The following is a 23,274-nucleotide window of genomic DNA, read 5'->3' as shown; positions in this document are numbered from 1 at the left end:
GGGCAGATCGATATCGAGTCGGTAACGACGCGCCGAGGGATCTGCGAGAAGGCTCCGAGAACCGGGTCGGACCGGGGTCGGTTCGGGGAGAATGACAGCGATGTGACGACGGGCCCCGTCGTCCTCCCCATGCCGAAGACGTCGCCCCTTCCCGAGCGTGGGACGTGACCGCACCGTCGCTCGTCGTGAATGGTGCGCCCGACCCGAGGAACACCCATGCCCTCAGCGCTGTCCACCGTCCGTCCCGCCGCCGCCGCGGTCGTGCTGCTGATCGCCGTCGCCGTGACCGCGGTGGTGCTGTACCTGTTCTGGCCGGCCGGCGTCGCCGTGGGCGTGGCGCTCGGCACGGCGGCCGTCGTCGCCGTCGGCGCCCGGATGCAGCGCTCGGCGGGGGCGCAGGCGGTCGACGAGGACCTGGAGGCGCAGCTCGGCATGACCCGCGTGCTGCAGCCCGCGGCCGTCCTCGTGGAGGGGCACGACGACGCGCTCGAGCCCGCGGTCGCCGAGGCCCCGGTCGACGAGGCCCGGACGCGACCCGCGACCGCGGTCGCCGCCCGACCGCGCACCGCGGTCGCGGAGGTCGAGTCGGCGCCCGCGCTCGAGGTGCGGCCCCAGCTCGTCTACTTCACCTCCGACGAGGACCCGGACGTCGCCGAGGCCCGCGAGGTCGTCGCGGACGACCCGGTGCGGACGGATCTCGAGCACCTGAAGGCCGAGCTCGGCGACGACTACCGCGACTTCGCGCGCGCCGCGCGCCTCGTCGTATCGACCCAGTACGCCTCCGCGGCCCGCCTCCAGCGCGACCTCGACCTGCCGTACTCCCGCGCTCGGCGCCTGCTGTCGGACCTCGAGGAGCGCCACTTCGTCGGCCCCGCGACCGGTTCGCTGCCCCGCCAGGTGCTCATGCCGAAGGACCGCCTGCCCGAGGTGGAGCGCCTCCTCGCGGACGCGTGACCCGGCGGCGCCTCCCTGTGAAGTCCCCATCGGAACCGCCTCGACCGCCTGTCAGGGGCGGCGGTGACCCGAGCGCTCCGTACGATCGCCCGGTGCCTTCCCGCTCTCGAACCGGATCGGCCGTCTCCGCCTTCTTCGGCATGCTGGCCATCGCGGTCATCGCCGGCGTCATGGTCGCGGTGGCGGTCACGCCCGCCATCGCGCTGACCGGCACGACCGCGAAGAACGGCATCTCGCTCTTCGAGGACCTCCCCAGCGACCTGAAGATCGCGGCGCTCGACCAGAAGACCGAGATCTACGCGAAGGACGGCGACAAGGAGGTCCTGCTCGCGTCCTTCTACGCGCAGAACCGCCAGGTCGTGACCTGGAAGCAGATCAACCAGATCGCGAAGAACGCGGCCATCGCGGGCGAGGACGTGCGCTACTACGACCACGGCGGCGTCGACCCGGTGGGCATCGTGCGCGCGACGGTCGCGAACCTCGCGGGCAAGGACCTGCAGGGCGCCTCGACCATCACGCAGCAGTACGTGAAGAACGTCTGCGTGCAGGAGGCCGAGAACAAGGCGACGCAGAAGGAGGTCACGGCCGCCTACGACGTCTGCACGGACCCCTCGGTCGGCCGCAAGCTGCGCGAGGCCCGCTACGCGATCGCGCTCGAGAAGACGTACTCGAAGGACCAGATCCTGCTCGGGTACCTGAACATCGCGGGCTTCGGCGGCCGCGTCTACGGCATCGAGTCGGCGGCCGAGTACTACTTCGACACGACCGCGGAGAAGCTCACCGTCGCGCAGGCCGCGAGCCTCATGGCGACCGTGAACAACCCGACGTACCTGCGGCTCGACGTGAAGGACAACTACGCCCGCAACAAGGAGCGGCGCGACTACATCCTCGGCGTGGAGCTGAAGAACCGGCTCATCACGAAGGCGCAGTACGACGAGGCCGTCGCGACGCCCATCGAGCCGAAGATCACGCCGACGAAGACCGGGTGCGAGGCCGCCGGCGTCGCCGGGTTCTTCTGCGACTACGTCTACCGGACGGTCCTCGAGGACAAGGCGTTCGGCGCGACGCCGCAGGCCCGGCAGGCGAACATCGAGCGGTCGGGCTGGAAGATCTACACGACGCTCGACCTCGCCGCCGAGAAGAAGGCCAAGCAGGCCATGTCGACGTACGTGCCGAAGTCCGTCGCGACGTACAACATCGGCGGCGCCGCGGTCTCCGTCGAGGTGGGCACCGGGCGCATCCTGACGATGGTCACCAACAAGGACTTCAGCTACACCAAGGGCGGCACGAGCTCCTCGATCAACTACACCGCGGACTACGACCTGGGTCGCAGCGGCGGCTGGCAGCCGGGTTCGACGTTCAAGGTCTTCACCCTGCTGCAGTGGTTGAAGTCGGGGCGCACGTTGAACACGACGGTGGACTCGAACCCGGGCACGGTCGGCGACTTCACCGCCTGCGGCGCTCCGTACAAGGGCCCGCCCTACCCCTTCTCCAACGACACCGAGAACGAGGGCGGCTACCAGACCGTGCTCGAGGGCACCAAGCAGTCGATCAACGGCACCTTCGTGCGGATGGCTCAGCAGCTCGACCTCTGCGACATCAAGAAGCTCGCGGACGACTTCGGGGTGGTGCCCATCCGAGGCAACAGCGATCCGACCGGCTACGCCTCGTTCATCATCGGCGGCTCCTACACCGTCTCGCCCGTCTCGATCGCCGCGGCGTATGCGGGCATCGCGAACCACGGGGACTACTGCAGCCCGATCGCGATCGACAAGGTCGTGAAGCCGGACGGCTCGGAGCTGGCGGCGCCGAAGACCGAGTGCAAGCAGGTCGTGACGCCGGAGGTCGCGGACGCCGCGGTCTACGCGCTGCGCGGCGTGTTCCAGGGCGGCACCGCGAGCGGCGACAACACCGCGGACGGGCTCTACGAGTTCGGCAAGACGGGCACCACCGACAACGCCTACGACACGTGGATGACCGGCACGACGTCGAAGGTCGCGACATCGGTGTGGGTCGGGAACAACGGCACGAAGAAGGGCTCCTCGCTGCAGAGCCTGCGCCTCACGCAGTTCCCCGACACCACGCCGTGCTACGTCAGCGGGAACGGCACTGCCGCGGTCGCGAGGCACTGCGTCTGGAAGGACATCCAGACGGCGGTGAACAAGGACTACGGCGGCGCGACGAGCTGGACCGCGCCGCTGCCGCAGTACCTCTACGGCGGCGCACCGGCCGCTGACGCCACGCCGGCGACGCCCTCCACGCAGACCGGCTCGGTGCCGGACGTGACCGGCCAGCCGCTCGAGGCGGCCGAGCAGGCGCTCGTCGCCGCCGGCTACACGTGGGCCCTGAACGGCACGGTCGGCTCCTCGCAGCCGGCGGGGACGGTGGCGCAGACCTCGCCCGCCGCGGGGTCGCAGCTGCCCGCGGGCTCGCAGGTGACGATCCAGTCCTCCGACGGCAGCGGCTGATCCGCCTGCCGCCCGTCATGACGCGAGCCGCGTCCCCGTCGGGGGCGCGGCTCGCGTCGTCGTGACGGGTGCCGCTCAGGCGGCGGAGACGTCCACGAGCGGCACGTCGATGGTCGGCGGCGTGTCCGCGTCCGTCGGGGTGCTGCTGCTGCCGGTCGAGCCGGGGTCGGTCGCGACCGGCGCGGTCGGCTCCGGATCCGGCTGCGACGGTGCCGTCGTGCCGCCCTGCGGCGCGCTCGGGGTGGGCGTGCCGCCCGTGGCGGGCGGCGGGGTCGTCGCGCCCGCGGTGGGCGTCGGGGTCGACGTCGTCGCGGTCGGCTTCGGCGTCGGGGTGGTCCGGGTCGGCCTGGGCTTCGTCACCGCGGCGCCGACGTCCGCGGCGTCGCCGACCGCGGCCTGCCCTGCCGGCTGCTGCGGCTTCCCGGGCTTGGCCGGTGCGGTGACGGCGGTGTCCTGCCGGCCCTGCGCCGGCGCGTTCACGGTCGTCGCCGCGGTCACCGCGACGCCGGTGACGGCGGCGGCCAGCGCGGCCGCGGAGACGGCGAGCACGGTCGGGAACTTCCGTCGGGTGCGCGCCTTCGCAGCGGTGGCGGCCGTGACCGGGACCGGGCCGGAGAGCGGCATGCCGCGGCTCGGCGTGAAGAACGGCTCCTGCGGCAGGGTCGCGTCGGCGGGGCGCGGCGGCAGCGGCGACGGGACGAGGCCCGCGACGGGCGTCGGCGCCGTCTGCGCCGCCTCGGGGGCGGTGACGCGGCCGACGAGCAGCTCCCGGAGGGAGGCGGCGACGTCCGACGCCGACGGGCGGTGCTCCGGGTCGAGCGCGGTCATCCGCGACAGCAGGTCGGCGAGGGCGGGGGAGGCGTCCTCGGGCAGGGCCGGCGGGCGCTGGAGCCGCGCCATCGCGGCCTCCGCGGCGGGCCCGGGGAAGGCCCGCTTGCCGGTGAGCGCCTCCAGCAGCACGAGGCCGAGCGAGTAGATGTCGCTCGCGGGGCGCGGGGCGGCGCCGCGGACCTGCTCCGGGCTCAGGTACGCGGCGGTGCCGAGGATCGACTCCGGACCGGTGAGCCGCGCGCCGTCGACGAGCTGCGCGATCCCGAAGTCGGTGAGCTTCGCGGAGACGGTCGTGGTCGACGCGGCCGCGGCGGTCGGCACGAGGATGTTCGCCGGCTTCACGTCGCGGTGCACGACGCCCTGCGCGTGCAGCACGGCGAGGGCGCCCGCGACGTCCGCGACGATGCGACGGGCGAAGTCGGCCGCGAGCGGGCCGCGGGCGCGGTGCAGCAGGGCGCCGAGGTCGTCGCCGACGACGAGCTCCATGACGAGGAAGGCCCCGAAGACGCCGTCGCCGTTGGAGGCGTCGAGCACCGAGACCACCGACGGGTGGTTCACGGCCGCGAGCAGCCGCATCTCCTGGGTCGTGCGCTTCGGGTCGACGGCCTCGGAGAAGCCGCCCCGGAAGACCTTGATGGCGACCCGGCGCTGCAGGCGGCGGTCGAGACCGCTGAAGACGGTCGCCATGCCGCCCTTGCCGAGCTCGGTCTGGATCTCGTAGCGGCCGGCGAGGACGTCGCCCGGACCTGGATCGCGCTCAGGCATGCGCGAAGGCGGGCTGGGCGGGCACGATTCCATTCTTCCGTGCCTGGGGGCGTGCCGTCAGCCGTTGACGGTCACGGATCGGCTGCTTCTCGGCGTGGCGCGGGAGTTCTTCCAGGTCCGTCCCGCTCGCCGGAAGAGTGGAAAACGAGCGGCGTGTCGGCCCGACGCCTGATGCGGAACGACTGTGCGGCTCAGAAGGGGCAGGAGCCGTCGTCGGCGGGGCCCGGCGGTGGGAGGAGATCGGGCGGTGCGGGGTCGAGGGGGTCGTTCGGCGGGTCCTCGAAGTGGTGGCCCCAGGCCTCGTTCCAGCCGACGGTGCCGTCGTCCTCGACCGAGCCCTCGGTGAAGAGGCCTGCTGATTTCAGGTTGTGGTCGGTGCGGCCGAGGGTGACGAGGTTGGCGGCGTCGGTGGTGCCGCCGTGCTGCCATTCCCGGGCGTGGTCGATGTCGGCCAGGTGCGGCGCGGTCGTCGAGCTGGGGAACCGGGACCGTCCGTCGCGGATCTTCACCCAGCGAGCGAGGTCGGCCGGCGGCGCGTAGACCTTGCGGTCCATCGTCAGGCGGACTCCGGTGATGGGGTCGGTCAGCACGCGGATGAACGAGGTCGCGGTCCCGGCGAGGGCCTTCGCGGTCTCGAGGTCGATCGGGCCGTAGCCGGTGAGCTGCGCCTGCTCCTTCGTCTTCCCGAGCCAAGCGAGCGCGGGCACCGTCAGGATCAGCTGGACCTGCACGGGCTTGCGCTGGGGTACGAGCGCTCCGTCCGTGGCGGGCGACTGGAGGCCGTTGCGGAGGATGTCGAGGGCGATGTCGTGGCGGAGCTGGGCGACGCCGCGGGTCTCACCCTCGACGCCGTGCGCGCCGACGGCCGCCCTGTGCAGCGCGTCGTTGATCGGCACCCAGTCGGCGGCGAGCCCTTCCGCGACGAACGCGACGCCGCCGTCGTGGCCGAGCTCGAGGCTCGTGCGGCGGCGCTCGTGCGTGGTGCGGGCGCGCTTCGCGGCGGCCTCGTCATCGAGCCGCGCCCGCGCCTTTCGGAGGTCGTCCCTCAGCCGCGTGGAGGAGACGACCTTCACCGCGGCGACCGCGTCGTACGCCGCCCAGTGCTCCGCGTCGAGCCCCTCGGCTTCGCGGACGACGGTCCGCATCCGGTTCCAGGACGCCTGGCCGGCTTGGAACGCCCTCCAGGTGAGCGGGAGGCGGTCGCGGAGGATCAGGCCGGCGTCGACTTCGCCCGCCACGGCGGCGGGATGTGCGCCGGTCTGGAGGCCGAAGGAGCGGAAGAACGCCTGCGCACCGAGCCCGCTCGGGTGCCGTAGGCGGCACCGAAGCGGTGTGCGAGGTCGATGAGGGACCGTTCGTAGGCGGTGAGCAGGGCGGCGATGCGGTGGGCGTCGGCGAGGATGCGCATCCGGTCGGCCTGCACGGCGAGGTCCTGCGTGTAGACGGCGGCGTCCTCGGTGAGCGCGGCGGCGAGCCAGGCCTTGTCCGGGACCGCGTGGGGGCCGAACTGCTCCCGGTACCGCTCGTCCGGCGGCAGCTGCGCGCGGCGGTCGTCCTCGGCGAGCGCGTCCCACGCGTCGGCCTCCTCGCGGGTCCACACCCGGGAGGTCTCGCCGTCAGGGACGTCCTCGAACACGTCTCCGAATGTAGAGGAGGGGTCCGACAGCGGACCCGGGCGATGGGAGAGGCTCGGGATGGTCTCGAGGCTCGTTGCGCTCGCACCTCGACCAGCGATGTGGGGCGCGGTCGGACGGCGCGGGCGGGTGGTCTCGAGGCTCGCTGCCTTCGCACCTCGATCAGCGGGACACGATGGTTGAGCCGGGCGCTCCGCGCCCGTGCCGAAACCATCCCGGACCCGCGGGGTGGTCTCGAGGCTGTCGGGAGAAAAGGGCGGCGGGGTCAGGCGCGGGAGGCCGGCTGCTGCTGCGTGATGCAGTGGATGCCGCCGCCGCACGCGAAGATCGCGCGGGCGTCGACGGTGACCACGCGGCGCCCGGGGTACGCCTCCGCGAGCACGTCGCGGGCGACCGCGTCGGCGCGCTCCTCGCCGAAGCCGCAGGCGATCACCCCGTCGTTCACCACCACGTGGTTGACGTACGACCAGTCCACGAAGCCCTCGTCGTCGCGGAGCGTCTCCGGCGCCGGCAGGGGCACGATCTCGAAGGACCGCCCGGCGGCGTCGACCGCCTGCTCGAGCACCTCCCGCAGCAGGGCGGACACGGCGTGGTCCGGGTGGCCGGGGTCGCGCTGGTCGTGCAGCAGCACGCGCCCGGGCGACGGGATGGTGGCGCAGATGTCGACGTGGCCGGTCGTGCCGTATCGCTCGTAGTCGCGGGTCAGGCCGCGCGGCAGCCAGACCGCGTGCGTCGCGCCGATGGTGCGGGCGAGCTCGGCCTCGACCCGGGCGCGGTCGGCGTACGGGTTCCGGCGGGGGTCGAGCTGCACCGTCTCGGTGAGCAGCACGGTGCCCTCGCCGTCGACGTGGATGCCGCCGCCCTCGTTGACGAGCAGCGACGGCAGCACCTCGGCGCTCGCCGCCTCGCCGACCGTCGCGCCGACGAACCGGTCCCGGCCCCACTCGGACCAGTCGTGGTCGCCCCAGCCGTTGAAGGTCCAGTCGACCGCGCCGAGCGCGCCCGCCTCGTCCAGCACGAAGGTGGGCCCCGAGTCACGCAGCCAGGCGTCGTCGAGCGGCGTCTCCCGCAGCTCGATCGCGCCGTCGAGCAGGCGCTCGGCGGCGGCGCGGGCGACCGGGTCGACGAGCATCGTCACCGGCTCGAACGCGGCGACCGCGTTCGCCACCGCGGCCCAGGCCGCGGACTCCGCCTCCCCGGTCCCGAACGTCGCGTTCGGCCGTGGGAACGCCATCCAGATCCGCTCCTGCGCCGCGGTCTCCGCCGGCATGGTCCACCTGCCTCGCACGGCTCGATCCTGCCCGAGACCGGGGCGGTCTCGCAGGAGAAGCCTCGGAACCCGTGAGAGTCTGCTCGGATGACTTCCAGCGTCGCGCCGCCCTGGACCGTCGTGCTCACGGACGGGCAGCACGCGCTGATCGAGTACGGCGTCGCGGTCGCGGCGTTCTGCCTGGTGGCGATGCTGACCCGCATGTGGTCCGCCCGGCGGGAGGTGGGGGACCGGTACCGCCCCGCCGTGCACGCAAGCGTCGCCGTGTGCTCCGTGGCGTTCCTCTCCTACCTGCTGCTCGCCTTCGAGCTGCACGAGGGCTACGCCCGCCGCGGCGGGATGTGGGTGCCGACCGGCGAGACGATCGGCACGTGGACGGCGCGCTACATCGACTGGTCGGTCAGCGTGCCGCTGCTCGTCGTCGAGGTCGTCGCCGTCTCCGCGCTCGCGGGCGCCACCGCGGCGTGGGCCAAGCGCATCGGCGGCGCAGCGGCGTTCCTCATGATCGCGCTCGGCTTCCTCGGCGCGGTCGTCGTCGGCGGCGGCAGCGACTTCACGGCGCTGCTCTGGCTCGGCGTCGCCTCGTCGATCTGCTTCGTGGTCGTCTACGGCGTGATCATCTGGACGGTGCTCCGCTCGCTGCCGGTGCTGCCGGCCGCGGCGCGGGCGCCCATGACCTCCGCGATGCTCGTGCTGCTCGTCACCTGGTTCGTCTACCCGGTCGTCTACGGCCTGCAGGGCATCGCCTCGGGCGGCGCGGTCACGGTCACCGAGCACCTGCTGCTCTCCGCCGCCGACATCGTCTCGAAGGTCGTCTTCGGCCTGCTGGTGCTCCGCGTCGCGCGCATGCGGACCGCGGCCGACGTGCTCGCCCGCGACGACGTCCACCCCGAGAGCATCTGGATCGAGCAGCTGCGCCAGTCGGAGGGCGCGTCGCGCCCGCTACCATTCCAGCCGTGACCGCTCCGCCCGCCGGGCCCGCTCGGTGAGCGGCATGCCGCCGGAGTCCGGCGGCGCGCGGGTCGTGCTCCCGGAGCGGTACCGGGTCGAGCACGTGATCGGCCGGGGCGGCACCGCCGTCGTCTACGCGGCCCACGACGACCTGCTGAACCGCCCCGTGGCGATCAAGGTGTTCACCGCGCCGACCGACTCCGCGCGGGTGCTCCGCGAGCAGCAGCACGAGGCGCAGACCCTCGCGGGGCTCTCCCACCACGCCCTCGTCACGCTGTTCGACGCGGGGGTCGACGACAGCGACCCGGACCAGCCCCACATCTACCTCGTGATGGAGCGGGTCGACGGCCCCGACCTCGGCCAGGCGCTGCGCAGCGGCGCGCTCACGCCGATGCAGGTGACCTACCTCGGGCTCGACCTCTGCGACGCGCTGCAGTACGTGCACGAGCGCGGCTGGCTGCACCGCGACATCAAGCCCGCCAACGTGCTGCTGTCGACGCGGCAGCGCGACCGCCGGCTGCGGGGCAAGCTCTCCGACTTCGGCATCGCGACGGTGCTCGGCGCCGCGGCGGACGACGGCGAGTTCACGGTCGGCACGGCCGCCTACCTCAGCCCGGAGCAGGTCGAGGGCGGCGTGCTCGTCGGCGCCTCCGACGTGTACTCCCTCGGGCTCGTGCTCATCCAGGCCGCGACCGGCCGCGTCTCCTACCCCGGCACGGTGATCGAGTCCGCGTTCGCCCGGCTGACCCGCGACCCCGAGATCCCGGACTCCCTGCCCGCGCGCCTCGCCTCGGTGCTCGCCGGGATGACGCGGCGGTCGCCCGGCGACCGGATCCCGCTCGAGCAGGCGCGCGCCGAGTTCGAGCGGGCCCTCGCCGAGCAGATCGCGGCGGGCAGCCCGCCCGTGACGCCGGTCGAGCCGGCGCCGCGGGTGCGCGAGACGATCGCGGCCGCACCCGCCGACCGCGAGTTCTCCCGCATCACCGGCATCGCGGCCCGGCTGCTGCGGGCCCCCGCCGCCTTCGTCGTGCTCGGGGACCCGAACGAGGAGGCGGCGGCGTTCGTGCCCGAGGCGCACCGCGAGGACCTGGCCGCGCTCGCGCTGCGGGCGCTGCAGGTGGATCGCGGCGACGGCTGGACGGTCGACGACGTGCATCGCGACCCGCGGACGGCCGGCGCCGTGCGCGCCGCGCCCGTGCGGTCCATGGCCGTGCAGCCGATCCTCGACGGCGCGGGGGAGCGGGTCGGCGTGCTCGCCGTCCTCGACGCGCTGCCCCGCGAGTTCGACGTCCTCGACGGCGCGACGCTCGCCGACCTCGCGAACCTCGTGGGGCACGAGGTCGACCTGCGGCGCGCGGTCCGGCGGGCCCTGTTCGCGCGCGAGCTCTGACGCCGGCTCAGGCGAGGGCGGGCCGCCCGGAGCGGCGCACCTGCGCCTGCGGGTCGAGGGAGCGCAGCGCGCCGTCGATCTGCTCGTCCAGCCCGACGATGCGGTCGTGGAGCGTCTCGTCGCCCGGCAGCCGGAGGATGTAGTACTCGGCGAGGGATGCCCGGCGCGTCCGCTGCACCCGCACCTCGGCGTCGAACCCGCGGCCGATCTCCGACCGGGACGCGAGCTTCATGGTCATGCCGGCCGAGCCCGCGATGTAGATCTCGCCGTAGCCGACCGCGTCGCGGTCGGACGGCAGGCCGAGCGCCCGGGCGAGGTGGATGAGCACCTGCTCCTCGCCCGCGTGGACCTCCGCGGACACCCGCGGGTTCATCGGGTTCGCCTCGATGCGGGTCGGGCGCTCGCGCGACCGTCGCGCGACGGCGACCACGCCGGCGAGCGCGCCGGCGACGGCCAGCGCGCAGATCAGGAGCAGCACCATCATCTCGATGGACAAGTGAACGCCGTCTCCTTCAGCCGGACCGCGTGGTGTGTCGAGTTCCCGAGCGATCCGGGAGGCGCTGTGAAGGTGCAGCACGGCCCGGTCGCTGCTGGTGCCCAGGTTCGTGCACCGCAGTGCGACCCTGGCACAGGGGGCTGCGTCGAGGCTGGAAGCCTCGGCGGCGCGTCGCGGGCGCCGCGAGGGGTTTGACCCGGACGGCGAGTCGGCGGAGGATCCGTGCTCGGGAGGGGACATGACGGACGAGCAGCGGACCGGCCCGAGACGCGCGGTGGTGGTCGGGATCCTGCCCGACCAGCCCCTCTGGGTCGTGCAGGTGGCGGCGGACTACGCCCGCTCCTTCGACGCGGATCTGGTGTGCGTGGCCGCGGACGCCACGCGGTACGCGTATCAGGAGCTGCCGGACGGCACCCTGCTGACGGCGCCGATCGACCCGGACCTCGCGGCCTCCGGGCCGATGTTCTCGGAGGAGCGCCTCGCGGAGGTCGGCAGCGTGATCGCGCCGAGCGGCGTGCCCTGGCGCATGCGCGAGCTCGTCGGCGTCGCGGCCGACGCGCTGATGCGGGTCGCGGACGAGGAGGACGCGCTGATGATCGTGGTCGGCGCGCGGCCCGGCGGGTTCCGGGGCGCGCTGCGACAGGTCTTCACCGGGTCGGTCGCCCTCCGGCTCGCGCACCGGCAGTACCGGCCCGTCGTCGTCGTGCCGACCGCGCCCGAGGAGACCGACGCGGCGCTGCTCGCGGACCTCGGGTAGGTCGGGCCCCGGGCGGCTCAGGCGACGCGGCAGTCGTCCGCGGCCACCTCGACCGTGGTCGTGCCGGTGGCGGCGGTCGGCACCACGCAGAGTCCTGCGACGCGGACGGTCACCCAGCCCTCCGGCACCGCGACGGTCCGGGTCTCGCCCCGCTCGACGCGGAACGCCGTCCGGAAGTCGGCGCGGGCGCCGGCGAGGTGCACCTCGTAGCCGCGGGGATCGGCGGTCGGCGCGACGCGCACGACGACCCGCGCCTCGCGCTCGCCCCCGCCTCCGGGTGCGGGGGCGCAGGCGCTGAGGGGCAGGACCGCCGCCAGCAGGGCTGCGGCGGCGAGACGCTTCCCGACCGGCATGCGACCAGCGTCGACCCCCGTGCGGGGGCCGACGGGGTGCGGCCGGGGCGTGTCGCGGATCGGTCAGGCGATGCGGCGCGTGCGCGCGAAGCGCTTGCGGGACTGCTCCTGCTGGTAGGCGGCCGGGACGCCGGGGCGGGCCTTGCGGTGCGAGGACCACGCCGAGCCGGTCCAGAAGCGGAGGAAGCCGGGGTCGGACGAGTCGGTGTACCAGCCGGCGGGAAGGACGGGGGTGTCCATGGGGACGATCTCCTCGGGTCAGGAGCGGCTCCCTGGGGGAGGAGCCGGGTGGATCTGGGTGAGGACAGACTGCCCGGTCTACCCCCGGGGGGACACGCCCCACTTCGGGGGCCGCGGCTCGGCGGCCTCGGAGGCGGCGCCCGGTAGACCGGTCGGGTGCGGGATGCGGACGCGGACGCGGTGCCGACGGTGGTCGCGACGACCGCGGGTCGCGTGCGCGGCGGCCGGGAGGCCGGCCTGACGGTCTGGCGCGGCGTGCCGTACGCGGCGCCACCGGTCGGCCGCCTCCGCTTCCGGGCGCCCCGGCCGCCGGTGCCCTGGCCCGGCGTCCGCGACGCGACCACGGACGGGCCCCTGCCGCCGCAGCCGCGCAGCTCGACCCTGACGGGAGCGGGCCTGCGCACGCCCATGGCGGAGGACTCGCTCACGCTGACCGTCGCGCGCCGGACCGGCGGGGCGCCGCGCAAGCCGGTCATGGTGTTCGTCTACGGCGGCGCCTTCGGCATCGGCGGCGCCACGGCCGGGGCGTACCGCGGCGAGACGCTCGCGGCGGCGGGCGACGTCGTCTTCGTCGGGTTCAACTACCGGGTCGGGGCGCTCGGCTGGCTCGACCTCTCCGCCTACGGCACGCCGGACGAGCCGATCGAGACGAACGTGGGGCTGCGGGACCAGCTGGCCGCGCTCGAGTGGGTGCGGGACAACATCGCCGCGTTCGGCGGTGATCCGGACGACGTGACCCTCTTCGGCGAGTCGGCGGGCGGGACCAGCGTGCTGACCCTCCTCGCGGTCCCCGCCGCGCGAGGCCTGTTCGCCCGCGCGATCGCCGAGAGCCCCGCCATCGGGTCGATCCACGGCAGCGAGCGCTCGGCCGGCTGGGCGGCGGAGCTCGTCGAGGCGCTGCCGGGCGGCGCGGCCGCGCTCCGCACGATCGACCCGGACGACCTCGTCGCCGCGACGAACCGGCTCGACCTCGCCGTGTCGGACCGCCTGCCCGCCGCCCGCGTGCTCGGGCCCGTCGTCGACGGCGACCTGGTGCCCGACTACCCGCTCGACGTCCTGCGGCGCGGGGAGGGCCTGCCCGTGCCCCTCGTCGTCGGCACCAACGCGGACGAGGGCACGCTCTTCCAGCGCATGCGGGGCCTGCGCGCCACGCCGGGGCGGATGGACCGCCTCTTCGACGCCACCGTCCCCGACGCGAAGGCGGGGCTGCTCGCCGAGTACGGCGGGGGCCGCGGCGCGCGCGCCCTCGAGCGGTTCGTGACCGACCTCATGTTCTGGAACCCGGCGGTGGAGGCGGCCGCCGGGCACGCGGCCGTCGCCCCGACATGGATGTACCGCTTCGACTTCGCGCCGCCGGCGATGCGCGCCGTCGGCCTCGGCGCGGCGCACGGGTCGGAGCTCGACCACGTCCTGGCGCGTCGGGGCGGGCCCACCCGGCGCCTGGCGACCCTGCTGGGCGGCGACCGCGCCGCCCGCGCGCTGACCGGCCGGATGTCCGGCGCCTGGCTCGATTTCGCGCGCACGGGCGCGGCACCGGCCTGGTGGCCCCGCTTCGACGAGGCGACCAGGGCGACGTGGGTGTTCGACCGCCACGACCGACTCGAGCAGGACCCGCGGGAGCGGGTGCGGGCGGCCTGGCGGGCCTGGCACCCCTACGGGTGAGCCGCTGCCGAGCCGCGTGTGAGCAGGATCAGTCGTCGCCCGCGACGACCAGGGCGCTCGTCGCGGTGACGGACGCGACGCCGGCGCCGGTGCCGGCCGCGCTGCCCGCGCTGCCCGCGCTGCCCGCGCCGCCGGCGACGACGCTGACCGCGAAGGCGCCGCCGCTGCGCGTCACGCGGTACTCGAGCCGGGCGTTCCGCGGCACCGCGCCGAGGCTCGTGCCCTGCATCGCGCCGGCGGCCTCCACGACCGAGCCGTTCGAGAGCCGGAGCGCCGCCGGGTAGGGGCCGAAGGCGCCGTGGACGGTGCGCAGCCGCAGGACGAGGGCGGTCGCGAACTCCCGCGCCGCCTCCTGCTCGTCGGCCGGCCGCTCGGCGAAGGCGTCCGAGGCGACGAGGGCCTGCGGTGCGGTCGGCAGCGCGCGGTCCGGCACCACGGTGCTCGTCACGACCGGGGGCTGCGCCAGCGTCGCGGCGGTCGCGACCGCACCCGCGGCGAGCGGCGTCACCAGGCCGGCGAAGGCGAGGAGCAGGGAGAGCAGCGCCTGGCGGCGGCGGACCGCCGAGCCGGCGACGAGCAGCGCGACGAGGCCCGCGGCGCCCACGACCGTCCACCGCGTCTCGACCGCGATGTCCGGCGCGAACGCGCCGCCCAGCGCGACGAGGCCGAGCGTCGCGGCGAGCGGGCCGCCGTGGTCCCAGCCGCGGCGCCGCACGGCGCGACCGGCCGAGGTGTCCGCGAGGTCCCAGACCCGGCCCGCGCCGGGAGCGGCGGCGTGCACGGCGGCCTCGGTCGTCTGCGTCATGACCCGGCAACCCTGGCGGAGCCCTCCGGGCCCGCGCGCCCCCCGCTTCGAGGGAATCGGTGCTCCGTGCACGCCCGGCGTGGCGCGCGGTGCACCGCCCTGCCGCTTCCTAACGTCCTCCGGTGCTGACCGGATGGATCGCCGCGCTCGTCGCCGTCGTCGGCCTCGTGGCCGTGCTCTGGAGCCTCGCACTGCTGATGCGGGGCGCCGGCCGCCGGGTGCGTCGCGGCGGCATCACGGTGCTCGCGCTCGGCGGCGCCGGCCTCTTCCTCGGCGGCGCGGCCTTCGGCGCCCCGGCCGTCGTCGACGCCTCCGCGATCGCCCGCGACGCCGCCGCCGCCGTCTCCGCGCCCGCCGCGCGCGGGTCGGCCTCGCCCGCGGTCGAGCCGTCGAAGGCGGTCGCACCGCTCGCCGTCGCCGCGCTCGACGAGCTGCCGGTGAAGGGCCGGGCGCCGATGACCGGCTACCGGCGGACCGCCGAGTTCGGGAAGGCCTGGCTCGACGTCGACCGGAACGGCTGCGACACCCGCGACGACGTGCTCCGGCGCGACCTCGAGCACCCGGCGCCCGCGGGCTGCAGGGTCCGTCGCGGGGTGCTCCACGACCCGTACACGGGGAAGGTGATCCGGTTCGTCCGCGGCCAGGGCACGAGCGAGGCCGTGCAGATCGACCACGTGGTCCCGCTCGCCGACGCGTGGCGCACCGGCGCGCAGCGGCTGACCCGCGCCCAGCGCGTCGCGCTCGCGAACGACCCCGTCAACCTCTTCGCGGTGGACGGCCCGACGAACACCCGCAAGAGCGACGGCGACGCCGCGACCTGGCTGCCGCCCCGGAAGGCGTTCCGCTGCACGTACGTCGCGCACCAGGTGGCGGTCAAGCGCGCCTACGGGCTCTGGGTCACGAGGGCCGAGCGCGCCGCGATCGCGCGCGTGCTCGACCGGTGCCCCGGGCAGCGGCTGCCCGCCGGGGCCGCCGGGACGTCGCCGGGCACGACGCCCGCGGCGGCCGTGCACCCGGGCGCGCTGTGCTCGCCCCGCGGCGCGACCGGCAGGACCGCGGCGGGCACCGCGATGCTCTGCCGCTCGACCGCGGCGGACGCGCGGACCCGCTGGCGCGCGGCCTGACGCCTCCTGCTGCGCCGCATCGCGCGGTGGAGTAGCGTCGCCCGCGTCGACTCGTGATCGGAGCCGTCCCGACCGGGGACGGACGCGTCCGACGCGGAGCGCCAGGGGGCGCCATGCAGGACGAGCACCCGCCGCACCGGGCGGTCAGCGGTTCCGCGCACGCCCTCGTGGCCGCCGTCGACGCGGTCGAGGACGCCGAGAAGGCGCTCGACCAGCGCGTGCGCGTCGTGCTCGGCGTCAACAACACCGACTTCGCCGTGCTGCAGTTCCTCGACCGGGAGCAGCGCCGCGGCAGCGACGTCCGCGTCGGCGACATCGCCGCCCGGTTCGGCGTCAGCTCCGGCAGCGCCACCGAGATCGTGCACCGCCTCACCGGCGCCGGGCTCGTGCACCGCGTGGCGCACCCGTCCGACGCCCGCGTCCGCCGGATCGCCCTCACCGACTCGGCGACCGAGCGCCTCGAGGCGATCGTCGGGGGCGTCCGCGCGGACCTCGAGACCCTGCTCCACAGCATCCAGCCGGGGGAGGAGGCGCGCATGATCGAGCTGCTCGACCAGGTGCGCGAGATCTTCCGGTCGGGGTCCTCCCCGTCCTGAGCCGGCGTCCGACCGGGCGTCAGGCGGGACGGGGCGCGACCGTCACCCGCAGCAGGGCGCCCTCGACCCGCACGGACACCGCCGCGAGGTCGTGGGCGACCGCGTCCGCGCCGAGCGCGTCGCCCGGCACCGAGCCGAGGACGCCGAGCGTCGCGCACCCGGCCGCGCGGCCCGCCGTGACGCCCGCGACCGCGTCCTCCACCACGAGGCACTCCGAGGCGGGGACGCCGAGCCGGCGGGCCGCCTCGACGTAGGGGTCGGGGTTCGGCTTGCCGAGCGCCGTGTCGGAGGCGGTGACGAGCACGGGCGGCTCGATCGCGGTCGCGGCGAGGCGGGCGGCGGCGAGCGGCGCGCTGCACGAGGTCGCGACGGCCCACCGGTCCGCCGGGAGGGCGGCGAGCAGGTCGCGGACCCCGGGCAGCACCTCGATGCCCTCGGTGTCCGCCACCTCGAGGCGCTCGATGTCGCGGAACGCCGCCTCCGCGTCCGCCGCGGGCACGCGCTCGGCGACGATGTCGCGCGCCGGCCGGCCGAGCGCGGAGGCGCGGACGCCGAGGCGCACGCCCCAGCGCTCCTCCCACGTCGCCCAGGCCCGGTCGACGGCCGGCGTCGAGTCGATCAGGGTCCCGTCCATGTCGAACAGGACGGCGCGGACCACGAACTCCACCGGCACGGGCTCAACCGTAGGGGAGCAGACTCGGCCCATGACGGACCGCGCTCCGACCGGCGACCTCGACCGCTGGCCCGCGGCGCCCTTCACCGCCGGCGGCGTGACGCACGACGTGCACCGCCGCGGCGAGGGGCCCGGCGTCGTGCTCGTGCCGGAGATCCCGGGACTCACGCCGCAGGTGCTCGGCCTCGCGGACCACCTCGTCGACGCGGGGTTCACGGTCGCCGTGCCGTCACCGTTCGGCACGCCGGGCCGACCGCCGACCGCCGGTGCCGTGCTCGAGGTGCTGCCGCGCCTCTGCGTCTCCCGCGAGTTCCGCGCCTTCGCGACGGAGGTGCGGCGCCCCTTCACCGACTGGCTCCGCCGGCTCGCGGTCGACCTCGACGCGCGCACCCCCGGACCGGGCGTCGGCGTGATCGGGATGTGCTTCACCGGCGGCTTCGCGCTGGCCGCCGCCGTCGAGGGGGCGGTGCTCGCGTCCGTGCTGAGCCAGCCCGCGGCGCCGTTCCCGGTCGGCCGGCGCCGGGCCGCGAACGCCGGGCTGTCCACCGCCGACCTCGACGTGGTCGCCGAGCGCGCCGCGCGCGGCGAGGTGTGCGCGCTCGGGCTGCGGTTCTCGGAGGACGCCGGCGTGCCGCACGCCCGGTTCGCGACCCTCCGCGCCCGCCTCGGCGACGCCTTCGAAGTGCTCGAGCTCGACTCCTCGCCCGGCAACCCGGGCGGCTTCGCCCGGTCGGCGCACTCGGTGCTGACGAACGAGGTGCGGGAGCGGCCCGGACATCCGGCGCTCGAGGCCCGCGAACGGGTCGTCGCCTTCCTGCGCGAGCGGCTCGCTCCGGCCGCGACCTAGCGGTCCGCCCCGTCGCGCGCGGCGGGCAGGGCGATGTCCCGGTCGATCCGCCCGTCCACCCACTGCACCATCCGGATGCGGCCGTTCGCGGTGAGCGGCCAGTCGTGCAGCAGCGCGTCGACCGCCTCCGCCTTCGACGCCGGCCCGATCGCGATCCACTGGTCGAGCCGGTCGAGGGGGCTGCCGGTGCGCAGCCGGCCGATGATCCGCGCCCACTCCGCGTGGTCCGAGTAGACGCCGGTCGTCGTCCCGATGCCGCCCCGGTCGCGCGGCGCCGTGAAGGCGGCGACCATGCCCTCCACCACCGCCTGGTTGAAGCGCTGGTCGCGGTTCCAGGTCCGCTCGGCCTCGACGTCGATCCAGAACCGGTGCGTCGACGGGCTGCGCAGCCCCGGGATCGCGGCCGCGTGCTGCGCCATCGCCCAGCCGTAGACGTAGGCGCAGGCGCGCTCCGTGCGGCCGCCCGCGCAGGTCGTGCCGTGCGCGTCGCCCGCGAACGCGGCGGGCACCCGCACGAGCGTGCCGCGCACCCGGTTCGAGCTCGGCCAGTCGGGGTGCGGGACCCACTTCCGTTCGGCGGCGGTCCACGGGTCGGCCGCCATCACGTAGTAGGCCAGCCGGGGCTGCGACGAGCCGCCGGTCGTGGTGCCCGCCCACCGCAGCTCCCGCGCGATGCAGGCGCTGACGGTGCCGGGCAGGCCGTCGTTCACGCCCACCACCACGAAGGCGGGGCGCTCCGCGAGGGGCGTCGTGCGGGTGGCGCCGTGCGGCGGGGTGCAGGCCGGCCAGGAGGCGTCCGCACCGGGCCGCACGGTCGACCAGTCGACGGGCGTCGTGGACGGCGCCGGCTGCTCCGCGCCCGGGAGCGCGATCGCCAGCTGCACGCCGACGACGGCCGCGAGCGCGGTGATGGTGCCGACGAGCAGCACCCGCACCTTCATCCGCCGCCGCACCCGAAGGATCATGCGGCACGGCGGATGCCCCGACGGCTTCCGTCGTCGGGTGTCGTCGAGCCGCCCGCGGACGCGACGGTCGGAATTCGCGCGCGGGCCGGCGCCCGGGTGCGGCGTCGACCCCGGTTTCCGGGGGCAGAGGCCGCCGAATTCCGCTCGAGGCGCAGCCCTCGATTCCCCGGGCGGACGAGCCGTTCGCCCTCGCCGTCGGCGGCGCGGAGCCTCGGGAACCGAGCGGGATCGGCGCGCGGGAGCGGAGATCGGCGCCGGATGCACGATTCCGCGGGGAATTCGATCGACCGTGCACTTCTCGCGGCCTCCCCACTGGGGATTCTCCGCGATGCGGATCCAGGATTGCATTCCGACCATGAATTCCAGGGCAGGGCTGCGCGCGGTGCTCACCGAGCGCGAGATCACCACGGCGCGCATCGGCGCGCAGGTGCGGTCGCTCCGTGTCGAGCGCGAGTGGTCCGTCACCGACTTCGCGCTCCGCGTCGGGGTCGCGCCGCACGTCGTCGCGGGGATCGAGGACGGCTCCCGGCTGCCGACCGTCGAGCTGCTGTACCGGCTCGCCGGCGCCCTGCCGGTCGCAGCGGGCGACCTCCTCCCCGGCGCCGACCTCCGCCCGCGGGCCGAGGTGCTCCTGCCGCTCTCGGACGCACCCGGTGCGCCGGTCGTGCAGGTGATCGGCGGCGGCCCCGGCAACCCGACGCAGACCTACCTCTTCGACCTCGCCGCGGGCGAGAGCGACGGCGGCTTCTCCCGCCACCCGGGCGAGGAGCTGCTCGTCGTCATGGAGGGCGAGGTGGTCTGCTCGATCCTCGACGGGCCCGACGTGCGCGTCCGCGCGGGCCGGTCGCACGCCGTCCGCACCGACGTGCCGCACGCGATGCGGGCGTCCGACGCCGGACCGGCGCGCTTCCTGCTCGTCTGCACCGACGCCTGTCGCGGCTGACCCGCGCGCTTCCGGCGAGCGCGGTCAGGCGCGCCCGAGCAGGCGCAGGAAGCCGCTCAGGTCGGCGACGCCGACCGCGTCGTGCGGCAGCGCGTCCGCGAGCGCGGGGGAGTGGACGAGGTGCGCCGCCCATTGAGCCCGCGAGATCGCGACGTTGATCCGGTTCCGGGAGAGCACGAAGCCGATCCCGCGCGGCACGTCCGCCGGGGACGAGGCCGTGAGGGAGACGACCGCGACGACCGCCTCCTGACCCTGGAAGCGGTCGACCGTGCCGACCCGCACCCGCCGCAGGCCGGCGTCGTCGAGCGCGGCGCGGATCCGCCCGACCTGCGCGTTGAACGGCGCGACGACGATCACGTCGTCCTGGTCGAGGGGGTCGTCGAACCGGTCGCGGGCGGGGTCGGTCCAGGCGCGCCCCACCGCGTCGCGCACGAGCCGCACGACGACGTCGGCCTCCGCGGCCGACTCCACGGTGTCGCCGGCGTGCTCGACGGGGACCGCGTGCAGGCCGGGCCGGAGGCCCGTGAGCCGCCGGGCGGCGGTCTCGGGCAGCCGGGCGGCGAGCCGGCCCTCGTAGGACAGGTCGGACACCGCGGCGGTCAGGTCGGGGTGCATCCGCCACGTCTCGGGCAGGAAGACGCCGAACTCGGCGGGGAGCACGTCGTGGTCCTGCGCGAGCCAGCCGAGCGCGGACGCGTCGACCGGCTCGGGGTGGAGGCCCTGGCTCACCTGCGGCAGCTGCTGCGGGTCGCCGAGCAGGAGGAGGTTCCGGGCGGCGACGCCGACCGCGATCGTGTTCGCGATCGAGAACTGCCCGGCCTCGTCGAGCACGAGCAGGTCGAGCTCCTGCCGCGGCACCTGCCGCGCGTTGCTGAAGGTCCACGCCGTGCCGCCGAGCACGCCGCCCCGGCCGCGCCGCTGCATCACGAACAGCAGGACGGCCGCGGTCGTCTCCGGCTGGAACCGCGTCCAGGCGCCGACGGTGCCCGCCGACGAGACCTTCTTCTTCACGAGCTGCGCGTCGAGGCCCGCCGCCACGACGCGGTCGAGCAGGTTCTCGACGACGGCGTGGGACTGCGCGACGACGCCGACCCGCCAGCCGTGGTCGCGGACGAGGGCGGTGATCACCTCGGCCCCGAGCCGGGTCTTGCCGGTGCCCGGCGGGCCCTGGACCGCGAGGTACGACCCGTCGAGCCGCAGCAGGTCGCGCACGACCGCGTCCGCGGTCGGCGCGGCCGGGGACTCGAGCGCGCCGCCGGGCAGCAGGTGCGGCGGCTCGCGGCGGAGCAGGTCGAGCACCGCGTCGCGGCGATCGGGGCCGAGCGCGAGCCGCTCGCCCCACTCGAGGATCGCGGAGCGCTGGGTCGGCGTCGCGAGCGGCCGCCCCGGGGTGAGGGCGAACGGGAGCGCGCTCCACGTCGCGCAGCCCTCGGACGGCACCCGCTCCTCGACGACGACCGCGGTGCGGCCGTCGGGCAGCGTCTCGACGTCGCGGACCTCGCCGTGCTCGTGCTCGCCGCGCTGACCGGCGGGCACCGGGTCGCAGCCCTCCGGTCCGGGGCCGTCGTACATGACGTAGGTCCGCGACCCGCGCCGGAGGCCGCTGCCCGCGGCGAGCTGCCCGACGAGGCGGAGCAGGCGCCGGTCGGTGCGCTGCCCGCCCTCGCGGTGCCAGTCCGTCAGCACCTCGGCGTCGTCGACGACGAGGACGTCCTTCTGGTCCGCCCAGTCGTCGACGGCCGCGATCTCGCGGTCGTAGTGCTCCCACCAGAAGGCCTTGTCCTCCCGGCGGTGGTACTCGATCGCGGCGGCGGCCAGCGCGAGGGCCGTCTGCGCCGGCGTGCGGTCGTCGCGCGGCACGTCGGCGACGTGCGCGAGCAGCGCCGCGGTCGCCGCGACCTCGCGCCGGACGAGCCCGGCGTCCGCCTCCGGGTCGCCGGGCAGCGGCGGCCGGCGCCCGACGCCCCGGTCGTCCGCGAGCCCGAGGAGCCAGTCGCGCAGCCCGCGCGTCGACGCGCAGTCGTAGGCGTTGTAGTCGGCGATCTCGGCCAGCAGCGCCTCCGCCTCCGCGGTGCGCCCCTGCTCGACGAGACCGCCCCAGGTGACGTAGGCCGTGACGGAGTCGGCGCCGTTCGTCACGTCGCTCTCGCGCAGCCGGTCGCCCATGTACAGCGGCTCCAGGCGCTTCAGCCCGTAGGACCGCTCCGAGATGCGCAGCGAGCGGAGGACGACCGGGTAGAGGTCGACGAGCACGTGCTCGCGGAGCAGCTCGTCGAGCACCGCCTCGCCGACGCCGTGCCGGGCGCAGAGCTGCTGCAGATGGCTGCGCTCGTAGTCGGCGTAGTGGTAGACGTGCAGGCCCGGGTGGGCGCGCCGGCGCTCCTGCAGGTAGGCGAGGAAGTCGAGGAGGGCCTGCTTCTCCTGCTCGCGGTCGTGCGCCCAGAACGGCCGGTAGCGCTCGCGCCCCGCGTCGTCGAGCTCGACGACGCCGAACAGGTACTCCAGCCCCCACGTGCGGCCGTCGGCCGACCAGAGCGGGTCGCCCTCGAAGTCGAAGAACACGTCGCCCGGGTCGGGCTCGGGCAGCGCGGCCAGCCCTTCCGCGTCGATCACCTGGGCCTCGACCCCGGCGCCGCCGCGCCGCTCGGCGGCGAGCTGCAGCTCCGCCTGCAGCCGGAGCCGCTGCAGGGGCGCCGCGCCGATGCCCTCGACCGGCCCGCTGCTCGCCGCCAGCTCGTCGATGGTGCGGACGCCGACGGCTCGCAGCCGGTCGCGCTGCCGCACGGTCAGCCGCCCGACGAGCAGCACGTCGCGGGTCGCCTCCACCTGCGCCGTGCACTCGGCGCAGCGGCCGCAGGCGGCGACGCCCTCGGCGCCCCAGGCGATCGGGCCGGCGGCGGCCACGCGCTCCTCGACGAGGCCGCGGAGGCGCGCCATCCGCTCGGCGTGGACGGGGACGACGTCGGCGAGGCGGTGCGTGGAGGTCGTGCCGTCGCCGAGCAGCAGGTGCACCCGCTCGCCGACCGCGACCCCGAGGGCCCGGAGCGCCGTCGCGTAGGCCGCGACCTGCAGCAGCGCCGTCACCTTCGCGCGCCGGGCGAGCTTGGTGTCGACCACCTCCCACTCGTCGCCGCTGCGGACGAGGAAGTCCGCGAAGCCGAGGAAGCGCCCGTCGAAGAGCGTCGCCTGGAACACGACCCCGGCGCCGTCGCGCATCGCGGCGAGCGTGCGCTCCTGCGCCGCGCGCAGCGCGTCCGGGTCGCGGGTGTCGGGGCGGTCGATGACGACCACGCCGGCGCCGAGCTCCTGCTGGTACGCGGCGAGCTGCCGGGCCTCGTGCCGGTCGCCGAGCGCGGCGGCGCGGCGGTTCATCGCGTCCTCCGGCTCCGGCACGGCGTCGACCCGCCCGAGCTTCGCGTCGAGGCGACGCAGCACGGCCCACTCGCACGTGGTCGCCGCCGTGAGGTCGGAGGCGGACAGCACGACCGCGCCCTCCGAGATGAACATGCGGCGAGGGTAGGGGCGGCCTCCGACGCCGCCCGCCATCAGG

Annotated in this window: 21 protein-coding genes; 10 read left to right on the top strand and 11 right to left on the bottom strand. The window is 75.5% G+C overall.

All coding sequences use genetic code 11. The annotated features are described in order from the left end of the window. The first annotated feature begins 216 nt into the window (after positions 1 to 216). Together D1781_RS10370 and D1781_RS10365 are read left to right on the top strand one after the other, a co-directional pair. Complete coding sequence (locus tag D1781_RS10370; RefSeq protein WP_119482231.1) at positions 217 to 954, top strand: DNA translocase FtsK; 738 nt, start codon at positions 217 to 219, stop codon at positions 952 to 954. Positions 955 to 1,046: 92 nt separating this feature from the next. Continuing rightward, positions 1,047 to 3,422 carry a penicillin-binding protein gene (locus tag D1781_RS10365; protein ID WP_147392073.1) on the top strand — a complete coding sequence of 792 codons (2,376 nt, stop codon included), beginning with the start codon at positions 1,047 to 1,049 and terminating at the stop codon, positions 3,420 to 3,422. A 75-nt stretch (positions 3,423 to 3,497) separates the two neighbouring features. On the opposite strand, the gene D1781_RS10360 is transcribed toward D1781_RS10365, so the two are convergent. The 4 genes from D1781_RS10360 to D1781_RS10345 form a co-directional block, all read right to left on the bottom strand. Then, the gene (locus tag D1781_RS10360; protein ID WP_158590068.1) at positions 3,498 to 5,018 is read right to left on the bottom strand and encodes a serine/threonine-protein kinase; all 1,521 of its coding nucleotides are present in this window, start codon (positions 5,016 to 5,018) and stop codon (positions 3,498 to 3,500) included. 191 nt (positions 5,019 to 5,209) lie between these two features. Then, complete coding sequence (locus D1781_RS17570; protein WP_158590067.1) at positions 5,210 to 6,256, bottom strand: HNH endonuclease signature motif containing protein; 1,047 nt, start codon at positions 6,254 to 6,256, stop codon at positions 5,210 to 5,212. Next, positions 6,229 to 6,654: a hypothetical protein gene (locus D1781_RS10350; protein WP_119482228.1), complete on the bottom strand. Its 426-nt coding sequence runs from the start codon at positions 6,652 to 6,654 to the stop codon at positions 6,229 to 6,231. The genes D1781_RS17570 and D1781_RS10350 overlap by 28 nt, the downstream gene beginning before the upstream one ends. A gap of 263 nt (positions 6,655 to 6,917) precedes the next feature. Continuing rightward, positions 6,918 to 7,922, bottom strand: a complete 1,005-nt coding sequence (locus D1781_RS10345; protein WP_119482227.1) for an agmatine deiminase family protein — start codon at positions 7,920 to 7,922, stop codon at positions 6,918 to 6,920. 87 nt (positions 7,923 to 8,009) lie between these two features. On the opposite strand from D1781_RS10345, the gene D1781_RS10340 reads away from it, so the two are divergent. Continuing rightward, complete coding sequence (locus D1781_RS10340) at positions 8,010 to 8,882, top strand: bacteriorhodopsin (protein ID WP_119482226.1); 873 nt, start codon at positions 8,010 to 8,012, stop codon at positions 8,880 to 8,882. 34 nt (positions 8,883 to 8,916) lie between these two features. Continuing rightward, positions 8,917 to 10,263, top strand: coding sequence for a serine/threonine-protein kinase (locus D1781_RS10335; RefSeq protein ID WP_119482225.1), 1,347 nt, complete (start codon positions 8,917 to 8,919; stop codon positions 10,261 to 10,263). Between the two features lie 7 nt (positions 10,264 to 10,270). Here D1781_RS10335 and D1781_RS10330 read toward each other — a convergent pair whose 3' ends face one another. Continuing rightward, positions 10,271 to 10,759: a hypothetical protein gene (locus D1781_RS10330; RefSeq protein WP_147392072.1), complete on the bottom strand. Its 489-nt coding sequence runs from the start codon at positions 10,757 to 10,759 to the stop codon at positions 10,271 to 10,273. 238 nt (positions 10,760 to 10,997) lie between these two features. Between D1781_RS10330 and D1781_RS10325 the strand changes: the two genes are divergently transcribed. Continuing rightward, positions 10,998 to 11,516 (top strand): universal stress protein, encoded by a 519-nt coding sequence (locus tag D1781_RS10325; RefSeq protein WP_119482223.1) that lies wholly within the window; start codon positions 10,998 to 11,000, stop codon positions 11,514 to 11,516. A 17-nt stretch (positions 11,517 to 11,533) separates the two neighbouring features. Here the strand turns inward: D1781_RS10325 and D1781_RS10320 are convergent, their stop codons facing one another. Both D1781_RS10320 and D1781_RS10315 read right to left on the bottom strand, forming a co-directional pair. After that, entirely contained in the window at positions 11,534 to 11,869 is a 336-nt protein-coding gene (locus D1781_RS10320) for a hypothetical protein (protein WP_119482222.1), read from the bottom strand. Between the two features lie 63 nt (positions 11,870 to 11,932). Then, on the bottom strand, positions 11,933 to 12,109 hold the full coding sequence (locus tag D1781_RS10315) for a DUF2510 domain-containing protein (protein ID WP_119482221.1): 177 nt from the start codon (positions 12,107 to 12,109) through the stop codon (positions 11,933 to 11,935). 156 nt (positions 12,110 to 12,265) lie between these two features. Between D1781_RS10315 and D1781_RS10310 the strand changes: the two genes are divergently transcribed. Then, positions 12,266 to 13,771 carry a carboxylesterase/lipase family protein gene (locus D1781_RS10310; RefSeq protein ID WP_119482220.1) on the top strand — a complete coding sequence of 502 codons (1,506 nt, stop codon included), beginning with the start codon at positions 12,266 to 12,268 and terminating at the stop codon, positions 13,769 to 13,771. Positions 13,772 to 13,799: 28 nt separating this feature from the next. On the opposite strand, the gene D1781_RS10305 is transcribed toward D1781_RS10310, so the two are convergent. Continuing rightward, positions 13,800 to 14,576 (bottom strand): hypothetical protein, encoded by a 777-nt coding sequence (locus D1781_RS10305; protein WP_119482219.1) that lies wholly within the window; start codon positions 14,574 to 14,576, stop codon positions 13,800 to 13,802. 122 nt (positions 14,577 to 14,698) lie between these two features. On the opposite strand from D1781_RS10305, the gene D1781_RS10300 reads away from it, so the two are divergent. Next, the gene (locus D1781_RS10300) at positions 14,699 to 15,700 is read left to right on the top strand and encodes an HNH endonuclease family protein (protein WP_233551258.1); all 1,002 of its coding nucleotides are present in this window, start codon (positions 14,699 to 14,701) and stop codon (positions 15,698 to 15,700) included. Between the two features lie 113 nt (positions 15,701 to 15,813). Further along, entirely contained in the window at positions 15,814 to 16,296 is a 483-nt protein-coding gene (locus tag D1781_RS10295; RefSeq protein ID WP_119482218.1) for a MarR family winged helix-turn-helix transcriptional regulator, read from the top strand. A 19-nt stretch (positions 16,297 to 16,315) separates the two neighbouring features. Here the strand turns inward: D1781_RS10295 and D1781_RS10290 are convergent, their stop codons facing one another. Then, positions 16,316 to 16,969: an HAD-IA family hydrolase gene (locus D1781_RS10290; RefSeq protein ID WP_233551257.1), complete on the bottom strand. Its 654-nt coding sequence runs from the start codon at positions 16,967 to 16,969 to the stop codon at positions 16,316 to 16,318. A 31-nt stretch (positions 16,970 to 17,000) separates the two neighbouring features. Here D1781_RS10290 and D1781_RS10285 point away from each other — a divergent pair, with 31 nt between their 5' ends. Further along, positions 17,001 to 17,816, top strand: a complete 816-nt coding sequence (locus D1781_RS10285) for a dienelactone hydrolase family protein (RefSeq protein WP_119482216.1) — start codon at positions 17,001 to 17,003, stop codon at positions 17,814 to 17,816. Here D1781_RS10285 and D1781_RS10280 read toward each other — a convergent pair. Then, entirely contained in the window at positions 17,813 to 18,769 is a 957-nt protein-coding gene (locus D1781_RS10280) for a glycoside hydrolase family 25 domain-containing protein (RefSeq protein WP_158590066.1), read from the bottom strand. The two genes, D1781_RS10285 and D1781_RS10280, sit on opposite strands and share 4 nt — an antisense overlap. 367 nt (positions 18,770 to 19,136) lie before the next feature. Between D1781_RS10280 and D1781_RS17565 the strand changes: the two genes are divergently transcribed. Next, positions 19,137 to 19,724 (top strand): helix-turn-helix domain-containing protein, encoded by a 588-nt coding sequence (locus tag D1781_RS17565; RefSeq protein ID WP_158590065.1) that lies wholly within the window; start codon positions 19,137 to 19,139, stop codon positions 19,722 to 19,724. 24 nt (positions 19,725 to 19,748) lie between these two features. Here the strand turns inward: D1781_RS17565 and D1781_RS10270 are convergent, their stop codons facing one another. After that, on the bottom strand, positions 19,749 to 23,231 hold the full coding sequence (locus D1781_RS10270) for a TM0106 family RecB-like putative nuclease (RefSeq protein WP_119482213.1): 3,483 nt from the start codon (positions 23,229 to 23,231) through the stop codon (positions 19,749 to 19,751). Positions 23,232 to 23,274: the final 43 nt, after the last annotated feature.

The organism is Amnibacterium setariae (assembly GCF_003581425.1).
GTDB classification, from domain to species: Bacteria; Actinomycetota; Actinomycetes; order Actinomycetales; family Microbacteriaceae; genus Amnibacterium; species Amnibacterium setariae.
This window is presented reverse-complemented; position numbering and strand designations above follow the sequence as displayed.

What these genes read in the sequence shown, in the direction of transcription:
- D1781_RS10335 (WP_119482225.1), top strand. Translation starts at nt 8,917, where the DNA reads ATGCCGCCGGAGTCCGGCGGCGCGCGGGTCGTGCTCCCGGAGCGGTAC.
- D1781_RS10325 (WP_119482223.1), top strand. Translation starts at nt 10,998, where the DNA reads ATGACGGACGAGCAGCGGACCGGCCCGAGACGCGCGGTGGTGGTCGGG.
- D1781_RS10305 (WP_119482219.1), bottom strand. Translation starts at nt 14,576, where the DNA reads ATGACGCAGACGACCGAGGCCGCCGTGCACGCCGCCGCTCCCGGCGCG.
- D1781_RS10370 (WP_119482231.1), top strand. Translation starts at nt 217, where the DNA reads ATGCCCTCAGCGCTGTCCACCGTCCGTCCCGCCGCCGCCGCGGTCGTG.
- D1781_RS10320 (WP_119482222.1), bottom strand. Translation starts at nt 11,869, where the DNA reads ATGCCGGTCGGGAAGCGTCTCGCCGCCGCAGCCCTGCTGGCGGCGGTC.
- D1781_RS10360 (WP_158590068.1), bottom strand. Translation starts at nt 5,018, where the DNA reads ATGCCTGAGCGCGATCCAGGTCCGGGCGACGTCCTCGCCGGCCGCTAC.
- D1781_RS10285 (WP_119482216.1), top strand. Translation starts at nt 17,001, where the DNA reads ATGACGGACCGCGCTCCGACCGGCGACCTCGACCGCTGGCCCGCGGCG.
- D1781_RS10295 (WP_119482218.1), top strand. Translation starts at nt 15,814, where the DNA reads ATGCAGGACGAGCACCCGCCGCACCGGGCGGTCAGCGGTTCCGCGCAC.
- D1781_RS10340 (WP_119482226.1), top strand. Translation starts at nt 8,010, where the DNA reads ATGACTTCCAGCGTCGCGCCGCCCTGGACCGTCGTGCTCACGGACGGG.
- D1781_RS10345 (WP_119482227.1), bottom strand. Translation starts at nt 7,922, where the DNA reads ATGCCGGCGGAGACCGCGGCGCAGGAGCGGATCTGGATGGCGTTCCCA.
- D1781_RS10270 (WP_119482213.1), bottom strand. Translation starts at nt 23,231, where the DNA reads ATGTTCATCTCGGAGGGCGCGGTCGTGCTGTCCGCCTCCGACCTCACG.
- D1781_RS10315 (WP_119482221.1), bottom strand. Translation starts at nt 12,109, where the DNA reads ATGGACACCCCCGTCCTTCCCGCCGGCTGGTACACCGACTCGTCCGAC.
- D1781_RS17565 (WP_158590065.1), top strand. Translation starts at nt 19,137, where the DNA reads ATGAATTCCAGGGCAGGGCTGCGCGCGGTGCTCACCGAGCGCGAGATC.